A 14711-nucleotide genomic window follows, 5' to 3' on the forward strand; every position below is an offset into this window, starting at 1 on the left:
GCTGCCCGGCAGGCGCGACCGGGCTACGTTGTGACCATGAGCAATCTCGATCGTCAGGCCACGCTCTCCGCGTGCGGCGGCCGCGGCTTCGTCGCCGCGGAGCCGGTGCGCGAACTCCTCACCCCGCGTCATGTCCGGCTCGGCGAGTCGACCGAGGTGCGCAGGCTGCTTCCCAACCTCGGCCGCCGCATGATCGGAGCGTGGGCCTTCGTCGACCACTACGGCCCCGACGACATCGCCGACGAGCCCGGCATGCAGGTGCCGCCGCATCCGCACATGGGGCTGCAGACCGTCAGCTGGCTGCACGACGGCGAGGTGCTGCACCGCGACAGCCTCGGCAGCCTCCGGACGATCCGCCCCCGCGAGCTCGGCCTGATGACGTCGGGCCGGGCGATCTCCCACTCGGAGGAGAGCCCGAAACCTCACGCGCGCTACCTGCACGGCGCGCAGCTCTGGGTCGCCCTGCCCGACGCGCACCGGAACGTGGAGCCGCACTTCGAGCACCACGCGAACCTGCCGACGGTCACCGCACCGGGCTTCACCGCGACGGTGATCCTGGGCGAGCTCGACGGCGCCCTCTCGCCCGGCACCGCCTACAGCCCGATCGTCGGCGCCGACCTGGCACTCGCCCACGGCACCGAGGCGAGCCTGCCGCTCGACCCCGACTTCGAGTACGCCGTGCTCTCCATGTCGGGCGAGGCCCATGTCGACGGCGTTCCGGTCACCCCGGGAACGATGCTGTACCTCGGCTGCGGACGCACCGAGCTGCCGCTGCGCGGCGAGTCGGACGCGGGCCTGATGCTGCTGGGCGGCGAGCCCTTCGAGGAGGAGATCCTCATGTGGTGGAATTTCGTGGGCCGTTCGCAGGAGGAGATCGAGCAGGCCCGGAGCGACTGGACGGAGGGCTCCCGCTTCGGCGAGGTGAAGGGCTACGGCGGCGCCCGACTGCCCGCTCCCCAGCTGCCGCCGGTGCCCATGAAGCCGCGAGGGCGGTTGCGCTGAGCTGGGCGAACACTCTCGGGACAAGGTGTTCGGTCACCACGGTACTTCGGCCCGGCTCCTCGTCGAGCCGGGCCGAGTGCCCCGTAGCTCGACAGCCGAATCAGGGACGACCTGCCTCCAAAGCTTGGCCATCTGTGGACACCCTTAGCCCTGATCCACCGACGTGGTTTGGGGAGTGATCTTGTGACCGGTTTCGAGCCGGTTTGAGGTCGGTGGTTGGGCATGGGCAGGTTGTAGTCGCTGGTCTGCCCAGCTTTTCCACGGGTTCGGTTCCGGTTGGGCCCTGGCGGTGGGCGGGTCGGGTAGGGGCTGGTCGTGTCAGCCGGGTGGGCCGTGGACGGTGTCGAAGAGGTGTGTCCAGGCATGCTGCCAGGGCCAGTTGTGCGGCAGGTGCAGGGTGATGCGTCGTGCGGAGCGGGCGATCCGGGCCGGAACCTGGACCAGGTGGGTGCGGAGAGTGGCGGTGGTGGCCTTGGCGTGGAAGGCGGAGGCCAGTGCGCCGGCCGCCCGCAGCAGGTTGCAGGTCATCGCCCACAGGGTCAGCCAGGCGGAGTTGGCATGGAAGTGTCCCGAGGGCAGGTGGGCCAGGGCGGAGGCTTTGCTGTCGGCGATGACCTGTTCGACGACGGCGTGGTGGCGGTGTTCTTGCTCGGCCTGGAGGGTCCGGGCGGGATTGTCGGTGAAGAACGGGTGGTAGCGCCAGACGGGGAACAACTCGCCCTGCTCGCCCACGGTGGCGGGTTTGGCGAGGTCACGGACCCGGCGCACGATCAGCCGGGCCGTGACCCGCGAGGCTTTCCTGCGGCTGACGAAGGCGGCGTAGACGGGTATCTCGGCGACTTCGGCGTCCGGGATGAGGTCGCCGGTCTCCGGGTCGGGCACTGCGGTCGGGTAGGTGATCTGCTGCCAGGCGGTGTCGGGGATGCTGTGGATGGCCCGTTTGATGGAGGGGTTCATGCCGGTGGTGACCGAGAAGTGGGCGCCGGCCCGGCGGCAGGCGGCGATGACACCGGCGTTGTAGAACTGCGAGTCCGCGCGCAGGATGCGCATGCCGGTGCAGCCGGCCTCGACGGCGGTGGCCAGGGCCTCGCTGACGAGTTTCGGGGCGCCGCGGGAGTCGGCGGCTTTGCCGCGGCGCATCCGCACGGTGGCGATCACCGGCCGGGAGGCGGGGGTGCAGATCGTGGCGAGCAGGGGGTGCAGGGTGCGGATGCCTTTGAACCGGCCGTACTCGGCACCCTGCTTGGCCCGGCCGTAGACGCGTTTGTGGGTGGAATCGACATCGATGAATGCCTTCTCGTCGGAGCCGGGCAGCAGCGGGGTGTGCGCGGCCAGTTCCGCGAGGAACCTGCGGTGGACAGCGTGGAGTTGGAGGGCATGGCCATGGGTGAAGGAGCGGAGGAAGGTGCCCAGGGTGGACGGGGCACGGATCCCTCGGAACACGGTCGGCATCGCGCCGTGGCGCAGCGCGCCCAGGTCGTCGATGCTGTCGGCCCCTGCGGCCATGCCGGCCACGATGCTGGTGACCTTGGCGTCCGCCGCCGCACCCGCGCCGTTCTTCGCCCCGGTCAGCCTCACCTTCTCCGTCACCAGCCGGGGCAGACCGCACCGCCCGGCCAGTCGCATCACCGGGACCAGCCCGGCATGCGCGATCAGATTCGGGTCATCGAACACGGCGGAGACCGCCGCTGGCGTGTGGGAAACTTGCATCTCGGAAGTGCCTTGCTGATTATGCGTGCTGGAAGCCTGAAGAACTCCCATCATTGCAGGTCACAAGGCACTTTCTTGTTTTCCAAGACGTTATCCACAAGGCGTCCGGCGGTGGATCAAGGCTTAGTCATCCTGATGCTGACCCAATGCTGACTTTTCTGACAGTGTGTCAGAATCTTGCCCAGTGCCGCATCCGGCGATCGAGCACTCTCGCGATGATCTGGCTGGAGGGCATGCCGCCACTGTCGGCAGGCACGCGTGAAGGCGGGTGTAATGGGCGACTTCGCAACGCTGGAGGGGTCGACTGCGGAGAGGTCTAGTTGTGCAAGGGCCACAATGAGCCACCCCTGGCGCTAGCGACGGCAGCCGACCCGGAGACGAAGCTGGCGCAGGCGGCCTCCGGTGCGCTTCAGCACGCGCCCTCTGGCTCCTGCCCCATACGCAACCTTGCTCCCACTGCCTGAACAGCGTTTTCGGTGCCCAAGTCGGGCCGAAGCTGCCCACGTGCAGCATTTCCGCACATTTAATTTCCGAGCCTGCTTGGGGTGCTATGCAGTGCAGGCCCTGCACTAAGGAAATGACTGGCCATGTCAACACGGTTCATGAATGTAAAGCAGGCGGCCGAGTATCTCAACATGTCCGTGGCGTGGATGTACAGAAATGCTCCCCAAGTCGGCCTGATTCCCTACAAGTTTGGCGCGGGACGCAACGCGAAGATTCAGTTCAAGGTGTCGGAGGTTCAAGCTTGGATCAAGCAGCAAAGAGGATAAGCGGTGGACTAGAAGGTCTGCCATCCAGGTTTGCCGCCTCCGGCATTGAATTTCATCACAGATCCCTCTTCTGAACTTGTAGGCATTACTGCACATGGCGATCAAGTCTTTGCCACGGGGTATGGGTTCGTTTTTCAAGGAGTGTGAGCACCCTCAGTAGAGGTGGTCGAAGTGTCCGCACCTGTTACAAGGTCAGGTATCGGGCTGTGTCGGGGAGGCAGGTGGAGGAGTCCGGGTTCGCGACCCAGGACGCGGCCATCGGGCGGCTGGCGGATGTCTACAACGAGAAGAAGGCGGCTCCCCGGAACCAGGCGAGGGCGGAGCGGATCGCGAAGTACGGGGGGATGCGGTTCGGGGAGTACGCCGCTGAGTGGAGGGCCGGCCAGCGGCACCTGGCCGAGGGCTCGCTGTGTCACCTCGACTCATTGCTGGAGAACCATCTCTTCTCGGCGATTGTTGCCGGGCGGGACGATGACAGGGCGGGGTCTCCGCCGCCGGCCTCGGAGGGGGCGGAGCGGTCGGGCACGGCCGGGCCCCGCCGGTAGTCGCTTCACGCGGAAGCCCCCGCCAGGCAGTACCTGGCGGGGGCTTCATTTTGATGACGCTATCGGCAGATTTTTCGGAATCCAGTCATCGGGATATTCCATCGCACGGAACCCGACAAGGGTTGGGAATGTGACACGCTATCCCAACATTCGATCCTCATCGAACCCGAGTTCCTCTTCGATTCCCAGCTCGGCAGCCGCATGCCATCGGACAGCGTCAGGCCATGGCGGGGCGGTCATCTGGCGAGTCAGTTCGAATGCCTCCGGTGTGCCGATCTCACCCAGGGAGGAGATCACTTTTTGGCACAGCCAGTACGCTGGTGCATCCTTGCTGACTGAGCGTTCTGCCACGCGAAGCAGGCAGGCTGCTGCGTCTGCCTCCTGGATCTCTCCCAAGATATCGACGAGATCTTCTGCGTTGTATCCCAGAGCATCTGAATCAAGGATCTCTTGCAGGGCCATACCAAGGCCGACCACCCGCAGAGAGGCGGCCAAGTTGGCGAACTTTTCAACCCTGGGCCAGTTTCCTGTACGAGCCGCTTCGCGAATCCAGGGAACAATGGCGTCGATGATCTCGGGGTGCCGGTCTGTGATGGACCTGGCATCCGCCTCTGTGAGGAACCCGTCCACGAGCGATTCCACCAGATCAGCTCGATGGATTTCATGTTCGGAGAAGGTCACCAGTCGTTCACCCTTCCGAATTTGGTGATTCTTGAATTGAACACTCCGACTGACCCGGGCCTCAAGCCGAAGGTGTCGGCGCCACGTTCCGACTTCAGGTGCACGGCGTTGATGTCCTTGCCGATTTCGCCAGGGGTCTTGCCTGCCGAAATCAATGCATCGCGGGTCCCTGATTGCATTTCAAAACGGACCAGAATGGTGTATTTTTCGGCATTCCTGCCTCCCTTTCTGGCGGTCCTGCCTCTCAGGCCCTCAAGGTAGTCACGGGACTGAGTGACAAAATTCTCCGTACCCTTGACAGTGATCTCACCGTTCGGCCCCAGCTGGTTGAATTCCTTCTCGCTCATTGCGCGATAGAAGGATTCGCCGTCGCAGTTGTTGTGTGCCAGGACCGGAGCGGCCCCTGCCTGCACATAGTACGTGTGGATCCCGCCGACCGAGAGGTTGAACACCTGCTGGACGGCGGTCCAGGCCCGCGTCGCGAGAACCTTGACCCATGTACCGGCTGAAGTGCGCAGAAGCGCGCCCGGCTTGATCTCGTTGGCCTTTACCCAGGTGTGCTGGTCCTCCAGCCAGAACGGGTGGCCTTCGGTCGCGGTGATGGTGTCGGTAGCGTCGCCCTTGTCGCCGTCGGTGTCGATGGTGAGGCGTACGAGGTGCTTCTCGCCGTTGCCGACGATGACGTCTTCCACCGGACGGGCTTCGGTTCTGCCCGTTGTCGGGTCTGTCGCAAGGACCTTTTCACCGATCTGGATGTCCTTGATCGGCTTTGTCGTTCCGTCGGCCATCACCACCAGGGTTTCCGGGGTGAAGCTGTTGATCTTGCAGGCGGTCCCAGCAGCTTCCTCGACCTTCTCGGCCGCCTTGCTGCCCTTGGCGAAGTGCTCCACCTTTCCGGCCATCCGCGCGGCCTTGGCCCCGCGCACGGCCGCCGTGGACCCCGGAACGAAGACGCTCGCGACCGTGACCGCCGTCCACAGGCATGCCTCGACGTCACCCTTGGTCGCGCATTTGATCGCGTCGTTGACGCCGGTGACCTCGGCGGCGAACTCCAGCCCCGCCTTCAGATACGGCGCGGCGGTCTGGGCGAACTCGGACACCGCCGTGATCGCCGTGTCGACGGCCGAGACCATCTGGGCGCTCACATCGGCCACGATCTTCGCGACCTCGGTGGCGACCTTGGCCACGTCCTGGACGAAGTGCTTGGTCTCCTGGACGATTGCCGCCGGGATATTGACCGCGATCTGTACGGCCGTCTTCATGCCGGCGTAGACCGGGCGAAGTGCCTGGGCCAGCACGGGAATCGGGTTGTGCGTCGCGATGTACTTCTTCGCGGCGCGTGCCTTGTCGCTGATGTACTGCTTGCTCTCGCGGTAGATCTGCGCCGCGGACTTGTAGACCCGGGTGGACTGGTTGCGTACGTAGTTGGCACCGGACGAGATCTTGTTGCCGAGCCACCGGGCACCGGACGAGATCTTGCTGGACACCCAGCTGACGCCGGACGAGATCTGGTTGCCGACCCATCTCGCGCCGGACACGACCTTGTCGGCGACCCACTTGGCACCGGATGAGACCTTGTCGGCGACCCACTTGGCGCCGGACGAGACCTTGTTGCCCACCCACTTGGCACCGGACGAGACCTTGCTCGCCGCCTTCTTGATCCACTTGGGCCAGTGGCCCGTCGGGTCCGTGTGGTTCAGCGGATCCGCGTTGCCGTACGTGTAGCGGTTCGCTTCCACGGACGGGGTCGGGTCGAGTGCGTAGCTGTCACGTGACGTGAAGGAGCCCGTTCCGGAGTCGTACCAGCGTGCGGCCATGCTGACCTGCTGGGTCTTCGGGTCGGTCCAGTCGCCCTGGTAGCCGATGGAGACCTGCTCACCGGCCGTCGCCGTCGTCCTGCCGAACGGGTCGAAGCCGGCCGACGAAGCCAGCGACTTCGGGTCGGTGTCCTTCGCGTCGACGGTGCCGACGACATCGCCGTGACGGTCGTCCATCGCCAGGCGGGTCGTGCCGCCCTGGGTGACGGAGATCAGCTCGCCGGTCAGACCGCGGCTGTAGACACCGCGCCCGTCGGTGACGACGTCGTCACCCAGACCCGAGTAGGTGTGCTGGGTGCCGTCGCGGTCGACGAGGCGGCCGAAGGCGTCGTACTCGTACGACGTCTCGCCCTGCTTGGCCAGCTGGCCGAAGGCGTCGAAGCGGCTCTCCTCCACCAGACCCGACGTGGACGACGTCTTGCGGGTGCCCCGCGGGGAGTAGGTGTAGGTCGAGTCGCCGTCCGACATGAGCTGGTTGCGTGCGTCGTACGCGGCCCTGCGGTCGCCCGACTGGACGCGGTTGCCGGAGTCGTCCCACCCGTAGGCGGTGGTCTTGCCGGCCCTGTCGGTCCAGGAGGTCAGACGTCCGGCGTCGTCGTAGCCGTACTTCTGCTCGCCCGCGTCAGCGGTACCGGTCGTTTTCTTCGATATCAGGCGGTCGTTGTCGTCGAAGCGGTACTCGGCCGTGGCCAGCACCGTCCCCGACCCCACGGACTTGGTGACATCCGAGGTCTGACGGCCCAGCGCGTCGTAGCCGAAGCTGCGGTCGACGCCGGGGGAGTCGATGCCTTCCAGGGCGCCGGTCTTGTCGTAGCGGTAGCTGAACAGCTGCTGCGACTGGGCGTCCTTGACGGACTTCAGCCGCCCCTTCTCGTAGCCGAACACCGCGGTGCCGGCGGCGTCGACGCGGGTGAGCAGGCGCCCGTCCTCGTCGTAGCCGAAGGTCGCGTCACCGGAGCCGCCACGGGCCGCGGTCAGCAGACCGCGGTCGTCGTACTCGTAGGTGTTCACGCCCTTCGGCGCGGTGGCGGAGACCATGCGGCCGTTGGCGTCGTACGCGTAGACGCGGTCCGGGGTGGAGACCTCCGCGCCGCTGCCGGTCTCGCGCAGCAGCAGACCCGACGGGTCGTACGTGCGCAGGTGCTCGACCTTGCCGGGCTCGGTCAGCTTGACCGGGTTGCCGGCGGCGTCGTAGCTCGTGGTCCAGGTGCGGTCGGTGGCGGTCGGGTACTCCTTCGTCTGCGGTTCGATCGTCGACTCGGGCAGGCCGAGGGCGTTGAAGGTGTAGCGGGTGGTGTTGCCGCGGCCGTCGGTGTAACGCGTGCGGTTGCCGTTCGCGTCGTAACCGAAGGTTGTGGTGATCGTCTTGCCGGAGGCGACCGGCTCCATCTGCTGGACGAGCTGATTCTGCGCGTCGAAGGTGAAGCCGGTGGTCTTGCCCTTGGCGTCGGTGGAGGAGACGAGGTTGCCCGCGGCGTCGTAGCGGAAGCTGCGGTCGCGCAGCGGGTTGTCGTCCTTGTCCAGCCACAGCTGGCCGGTCATCCGGCCCGCCTGGTCGTAGGTCTGCCGCACCTGACGGCCCAGCGCGTCGGAGTTGCTGATGACGCGACCGGACATGTCGTAGCCGGTACGGGTCTTCACACCCGCCGGGTCCTCAGTGCCGGTCAACTGCCCCAGCGCGTCGTAGGCGTAGCGCGTCGTCTCACCGGAGGGCGTGGTCTGTGCGACCATGCGGTCGGCGTCGTCGTAGGTGAAGGTGGACGTGAAGTACCGGGTCTGCCCGGACTTCCGCTCCACCTGCGTCGTCGTCGCCGACCGGCCCAGACCGTCATAGGTGCTCTCGGTACGCGCGCCCGTCGGGTCGGTCTCCGTGAGCTGTTCGCCGGTGCGGCTGTAGGTGTACGACCACACGGCGCCCGCGCCCGACGGCACGGTCTTGCCCGGCTCGGTCACCAGACCCAGCAGCTTCGAAGTGCGCGGCTCCTCCCGCTGCACCATTCGGCCCAGCTGGTCGTAGCGGAAGCGCTTGGTGTTGCCGAGCGCGTCAGTGGTTGCGGTGATACGGCCCGCCGAGTCGTACTCGTTGCGGCTGATCGGGGTGATCGGCTCCGAGGCGCCCGGCGGGGTGTACGACGGGGACGCGCTCGTCGTCGGCTGTCCGGCCTTGTTGAAGTCGACCGAGGTCAGCCTGCCCTGCGGGTCCTTGGACTGCGTGGCCTCGTCGAAGACGTTGTAGCCGGTGACCGTGGTCGGACGGGTCTTCACCGGCTTGCCGGCGTCGCCCTCCTGCCCGGTCTCCACGTCCGCTGCCGGCTCGGTCACCGAGATCCGGCGGCCCAGCGCGTCATAGGCGTAGGTAGTGGTGTAGTCCTCCGGCTTCGCGCCCTCGGCGTTGCCGCGCGGCTCGGTCTCGGCGAGCAGCAGACCGCGCTGATCCCACTGGAAGGTGGTCGTCAGACGCTGCTTGCCGTTCTGGGTGGTCTCGCTCAGCTCACGGCCGACAGCGTCGTACGTGTAGTCGACGATCTCGGAATTGCTGCTGCTGAACGGGATGTTGGAGGACCGGCCGGTGTGTACGACACGGGTCACGTTGTCCGCGTCGTCGTAGCTGTAGGCGACCTTGCGGTCCAGCTTGCCCGGGTCCGAGGTGATGCTCTGCGTACGGCCGGAAAGGTCGTAGCCGTACTCGGTGACGAGCGAGCCGTTGCCGGTCGTCCTGCGGACGACGCTGCCGAGCGCGTCGTACTCGTTGCGCTCCAGCTCGATGTCCCGCGTCGAGCCGTCCGGCTGCGGCACGTCCAGCGCGCGCACGGATTTCTGCAGGCCGTCGTCGTAGTAGCTGAACGCCCGCGTCCGGCCCATGGCGTCGGTGTGCCTGGTCAGTCGGCCGGCCATGTCGTAGGCGTAGGAGTCGGTCACCAGGACCTTTTCGTCGCCCGGACCGTCCGTGCCGTCCTTGGGGGCTTCCTGCGGGTCGCCCTTCCAGTCCCGCACTCGCACCTCGGCGACGCTGTTGCGCGGCGTGTAGGCGGTCTCCGTCCGGGTGCCGCTCGGGTCGACCTCCCAGACCCGGTTGCCCAGCACGTCGTAGCCGTAGCTGGTCTCGGCGCCCTCGGCGTCCGTCACCCGCACCGGGCGCGCCGAGTCGTCGTACTCGGTACGGGTCTCGCGCGCCGGGTCGCCCCCGGTGAGGTCGGTGACCTCCGAGCGCGTCTGCAGACCGTCCTTGTCGTACTCGACGGTCGTGCGCTGGGTGTGCGTGACGTCCGTGACCTTGTTCTTCACTCCGGGCTTGGTCGTGGTGACCACCCGGTTGGCACCGTCGTAGGTGAAGGAGACGGTCACGCCCTGCGGCTGGGAGTCGCTGACGTCGGTCTCGGTGAGCTTGCGGCCCAGCCGGTCGTACGTGTAGCGCGTGGTCAGCCCCGCCGGGTCGGTGGTCTCGGCGAGATCACCGCCGGCGGAGTAGCCGTACCGGGTCGTCTTGCCCTTGGCGTCGGTCATCGACGCCAGCAGCCCGGCGGGCATCGTGCCCTTGCCGTCGGACGCCGGCTCGCTGCCCGTGGTGAAGGTGCGGACCGCCTTGCGGCCGTCCGGCGCCGTCTGCTCGGTCAGCTCGCCCCGGGCGTCGTAGGAGTACGTCGTCCGGTAGGTGTTGTCCGAAGCGTTCTTCGACCGCGCGTCACGGGACTCGGTCAGCTTGCCGTTGCGCGGATCGACCGGGTTCTTCTCGTCGAACCAGTAGCTGTAGTAGGTGGTCTGGCAGTCGCCCTTGTCGCGGCAGTTGGTGCGTGTGGCGACGTTGCCCTGGCCGTCGTACGTCATGTCGAGCGCGTGGCCGTTCTCGTCCACGACGTGGTTCTGCATGCCCCGCTCGTCGTAGCCGAAGCCGCGCACGCCCATGGCGTTCACGACGCCACCGACGAACTCGGGGTCCGGGTAGTCGACCGGGGGCTGGCCGGTGCCCGTCGCACCGCCCTCGAACAGGCCGCCCTCGGCGATACCGGGCGACGCGGAGACGCTCGGCTTCGGCTTCTCGGCGTCCTTGGGCCTGTCGCGCAGCGGCGAGACGTAGCGGATCAGCCGGCCCGCGAGCGGGTCGTAGTCGTAGAAGTGCCGGCGGTCCTTCGGATCCGTCACCTGGACGGTGCGGATGAGCTCCTTGCCCCACAGGCCCGTGACCGGGGTGCCGAGCTTCCACTGGCCGCCGTTGACGTCGGTCAGCTTGCCGACGCGGTCCACGTTCGTGTCGTACGTGACCTCGACGGCGGTACGGCCGCTGGGCGTCGTCACCTTGACGAGCTGGTCGGCCTGCGCGCGCGCCGCGTACAGCGACTGCGCGGCCGCGGTGCCGAGCGGCTTGTGGTGGACGGCGACCTCGCCGATGTCGCCCTTGAAGTACGCGGTGCCCTTGGACGGAGCGGACGGCCACATGTACGCCCAGCCGGTGCCGATCTCGGCGAACCGCTGGATGCTGTGGTCGACCGGCGCGTCGAGGCTGCCGCTGTTCCTGCCGTCGACGAAGAGGGTCTGCCGCGCGCCGTCCGAACTGAGCACGGCGTGGTGCCAGTTACCGTCGTTGACGGGTGCGGCGGCGGTGATGGGCGTGATGCCGCCGGTGCGGAACTGACCGCGCAGCTTGCCGTCGGCGCCCACGTACAGCACGGGGGCGCTGGAGCCGGCCGCGGAGTCGGAGTGCTTGTCCGAGCGGTAGTTCAGCAGTACACCGCTGCCGGTGGTGCGGAACCACATGCTGACCGCGAGGTTGCGCTGCAGGTTCAGCAGGTTCTCGGGCAGGCCGACGCGCGAGGAGGTACCGTTGAACGTCGCCGCGTTCACGTCCGTGCCGCTGAGCGGGCCGGTCGCGTCGTGGCCGACGTCGACGTACTGTGCCTGGTCCTTCCCCTGGTTGACGGTGACCTGGCTGACGGCGTCGTCGCCGGAGTCCTCGCCGAAGCGCCAGTAGGCGTACGGTCCGGAGTCCAGGGCCACGCTGCGGTAGTGCGAGCCGGCGGTGTAGTCGTAGGTGGTGCAGGTCTTCTCGGGCGAGCAGACCTTGGTCAGCTTGTCGCCCTCGTACTCGTACGTCCACGTCAGCGGCTTGGTGCCCAGCGGGTCCGTGCCGACCGCGGTGACGTGGGCGCCCGACCACTGGAAGTACAGGCTTCGCTTGCTGGTGTCGTTGGTGACCTGGACGAGCTTGCCGTCCACGTAGGTGAGCGTCTGCGTCAGGCCGCTCGTGTCCGTGATCCGGGCGAGGCGACCGTCGGCGCGGAAGGCGTAGCGCACGCCGTTCTTGTCGGTGAGCTCCCAGCCGCCGTCCTTGACGGATGTGAAGACGGCGTCGCGGCCCTGCGGCGGCGCGAAGGAACCGTTGGCATTGCGGCCGAAACGGACCTGCTGCCCGTCGGGGTAGCCGATGACGACGTTGCCGGTGCCGTCGTCGTCGGGGGTCACGCGCATGTCGAGGCGCGAGGCCCAGCCGGCGCCGAAGATCCGGCCGGTGACCGGGTCGAGGCTGTTGTAGGTCCGGGTCACGGTGAGGTCCGGACCGACGGTGGGTACCGAGGCGTCGACGGCCGAGGTGGCGAAGTTGCCGACCTGCGGGTCGAAGGGCTTGTCGGAAGAGCCGTAGGGCGAGCCGGCCAGGTGCGAGGTGACGACCGGCTGCGGGACCGTCGTCAGGAAGGTGGTGTAGGGCAGCTCGGGGCTGGTGGCGGCGTTGTCCTTGCTCCAGGGGCGCCACAGATACGTCTTGGACCAGGAGAGCTTGCCGGCGGGTACGACCCAGCTGCGGTCGGGGGACCAGTCGGAGAAGAAGCAGTCCTTGGGCTTGTTGTCCTTGCCGGCCTCGCAGACCTCGTAGCGGTACTGCAGCTTCTGGCCGGTGTTGTCCATGTCCCGGGCGTTGGCCCACAGTTCGGGCGAGAGCGTCTGGGACTGGTGGCCGTTGGCCGGGTGGAAGGCGTCGACGACCGGCGGGATGGCCACCACGTTCAGCTGCAGCCGCACCGGCGGGATGCCCTCGTCGGTGAAGACGGCCTTGCCCTTGCGGACCATGGAGAAGTCGAAGAGGTACTGGCCCGCGTCCGCTTTGTGGACCACGGCGTCGAGGGAGACGCTCGCACCCCGGGGCACGTCCTTGGGCAGCTGAGCGGCGACCGCCTGCTTGACCAGCTTGCCGTCCTTGTAGGCCCGGTAGCCCAGTTCATAGGTGTTGGGCGTCCAGGTCTCGGCACCGAGGTTGGTGACCTTGATCTTGACCTTGCCGTCCGTGCCGCGGCTGACCGGCGGCTGCGGCGCGGAGCGCTCGACCGTGTACTTGGCGTTGTACGGGGTGTGCGTCACGTACAGCGACGGGGGGTTGGAGCTGCTGGTGCTGGAGAACTTCTTCCAGTTCATCGACTCGGAGTCCGAGCCGCGCAGCGTCAGACCGTAGTTCGGGCGGGTGCCGTCGGTCCAGCCCTCGACCAGGTCGCGGCCCTTGGTGCCGAGGTCGATGGCCTCCCAGGCCGCCGGGCACGCCGAGCTCGACTCGCCCTCGGCGATGAAGCCGTGCGCGAAGGAGGAACCGGCGATCTTGGCACCGTACTTGGGGCCGGGGTAGGTGTGGCCCTTGCCCGCGGTCCATGCCTCGGTGACCGGGTGGACGTTCACCTCGCGCGGGCGGCAAGAGGCCGACCAGTAGTTCAGCACGGTGAGCGAGGCGCCGAAGATCTTGTGATTGCGCAGCTTGGACGCCACGCCGGGGAAGGCCAGATAGGTCGCGGCCTGGCTGGTGGTACCGCCATCGGTGACCGAGCCCAGCTTCAGGGTGTCTTCGGAGGCCGAACTCCAGTTGTTGCCGCCGGACTTCTCCACGTACATGCTGGAGGAAGCCCCGACGGGCTCGACCATGGGCGGGTCGACGCGCACGGGGAAGGCACGCCCGGGCGCGGAGAGCCAGTCGCGGTCGAGCTCCACGCGCAGCGCCTGGCCGCCGCCCTGCTCGACGATGCGGTAGTCGACCCCGGTCGAGATCGCGCCGTCACCGGACTCGGGGTTGACCTTCGAGTCCTCCATATAGCCGTGCGGGATCCGGACGCGCTCCTTGCCGCCCGTGTCCTTCAGGACCACGTCGCCGTTGTCGACGGAGGCCGTCAGTCCCTTGGTCCGCAGCGGGAAGGTCCAGCCGCGCGGGGCGTTCGCCGAGCGCAGCACCATGACCTCCTTCAGACCGCCGGGCCTGGAGATCAGCTCCAGGTCGGCGTCCTTGAGGACGTCGGGGTAGGTGACGGCGGAAGGATTCTTCTCCTCGATGCGGCCGGCCGAGGGCTGGGCGCCCTCGAGGCCGAAGGACACCTCGTGGTCGCCGTCCACGACGAGCCGGGCCAGGTCCCTGGCGTCGGCCCGGGCCGCGAGGCTGATGCCCAGGCTGTCGGCGGCATTGCGCCAGCCGCCCGCGCCCTTGTCGCCGCTGGGGACCAGACGGGCGTCGATGGGCTGCCAGCTGCCGTCCCCGGCCCGGTAGTTCAGCCGCTCCTTGGAGAACTGAGTGGTCTGCGAACCATCCTGGTTGGTGAAGGTTCGCTGGAATTCATCCCGTTTATCGGGGGTTTCGGTGCTGCTCTTGGGGTCGTAGCCCTTGACGTCCTTGGCCGGAGCCTCCTTGACCTCGGCCTCGTTGTGGGCATCCGGGACGGAGGTGTCCGGGTGTTCCACGGCGTACTTGCCGTGCAGCGTCTGCGGGCCATCGGCCTTGACGGGCTTGGCGCTGCCGTCGAGGTGGTCCAGTCCGGCGGCGCTGCCCCAGCGCTGGCCGTCCGGGCGTTTCGTGTGCCCCTTGACGCCGGGCAGCCCGGGCCCGGAATCGGGCCGTTCAACGGCCTCGGAGGGTGCAGTGCCGGCGAACACCAGCATGGCTGCGGTCAGCGCGACGGCCCGGCGCAGGCCGGGCCGTCGACTGAACAAGGCGCGATGTCTGAAGACACCGCGGCGGCGGAGCGCACCGGGTCCGGCGCGCCGACTGCCAGGTATCACGAAGAATCTCCACATCGGGAATCGTCCGGAAACGCGACTAAACCCCCGCGAATGGCAGGGGTTGCCGCAGATGTCCACAACCAGTCAGATGGCGGGCATCGGTCGATGTTGTATCCGAATAAAGATCGATATTGCAAAACCTTGAGGTGGATGCGGTGAACAGTTGG

At 67.4% G+C, this 14711-nt stretch carries 6 protein-coding genes; 3 read left to right on the plus strand and 3 right to left on the minus strand.

Features of this window, described 5'->3' with window-relative positions; translation table 11 throughout:
- Window positions 1–36 precede the first annotated feature (36 nt).
- Window positions 37–1002, plus strand: a complete 966-nt coding sequence (locus DXZ73_RS35575; protein ID WP_116216093.1) for a pirin family protein — start codon at window positions 37–39, stop codon at window positions 1000–1002.
- A gap of 318 nt (window positions 1003–1320) precedes the next feature.
- Here DXZ73_RS35575 and DXZ73_RS35580 read toward each other — a convergent pair whose 3' ends face one another.
- Entirely contained in the window at window positions 1321–2712 is a 1392-nt protein-coding gene (locus DXZ73_RS35580) for an IS1380 family transposase (RefSeq protein WP_116209103.1), read from the minus strand.
- 602 nt (window positions 2713–3314) lie between these two features.
- Between DXZ73_RS35580 and DXZ73_RS40715 the strand changes: the two genes are divergently transcribed.
- Both DXZ73_RS40715 and DXZ73_RS38900 read left to right on the plus strand, forming a co-directional pair.
- Window positions 3315–3482 carry a helix-turn-helix domain-containing protein gene (locus tag DXZ73_RS40715; protein ID WP_425315939.1) on the plus strand — a complete coding sequence of 56 codons (168 nt, stop codon included), beginning with the start codon at window positions 3315–3317 and terminating at the stop codon, window positions 3480–3482.
- 206 nt (window positions 3483–3688) lie between these two features.
- Entirely contained in the window at window positions 3689–4027 is a 339-nt protein-coding gene (locus tag DXZ73_RS38900; protein ID WP_205519296.1) for a hypothetical protein, read from the plus strand.
- A 138-nt stretch (window positions 4028–4165) separates the two neighbouring features.
- Here the strand turns inward: DXZ73_RS38900 and DXZ73_RS35595 are convergent, their stop codons facing one another.
- Both DXZ73_RS35595 and DXZ73_RS35600 read right to left on the minus strand, forming a co-directional pair.
- On the minus strand, window positions 4166–4708 hold the full coding sequence (locus DXZ73_RS35595) for a HEAT repeat domain-containing protein (protein ID WP_162890456.1): 543 nt from the start codon (window positions 4706–4708) through the stop codon (window positions 4166–4168).
- Window positions 4705–14475 carry a DNRLRE domain-containing protein gene (locus tag DXZ73_RS35600; protein WP_162890457.1) on the minus strand — a complete coding sequence of 3257 codons (9771 nt, stop codon included), beginning with the start codon at window positions 14473–14475 and terminating at the stop codon, window positions 4705–4707. The genes DXZ73_RS35595 and DXZ73_RS35600 overlap by 4 nt, the downstream gene beginning before the upstream one ends.
- Between the last annotated feature and the right edge of the window lie 236 nt (window positions 14476–14711).

It is taken from the genome of Streptoverticillium olivoreticuli subsp. olivoreticuli (assembly GCF_003391135.1).
Classification (GTDB): Bacteria; Actinomycetota; Actinomycetes; order Streptomycetales; family Streptomycetaceae; genus Streptomyces; species Streptomyces blastmyceticus.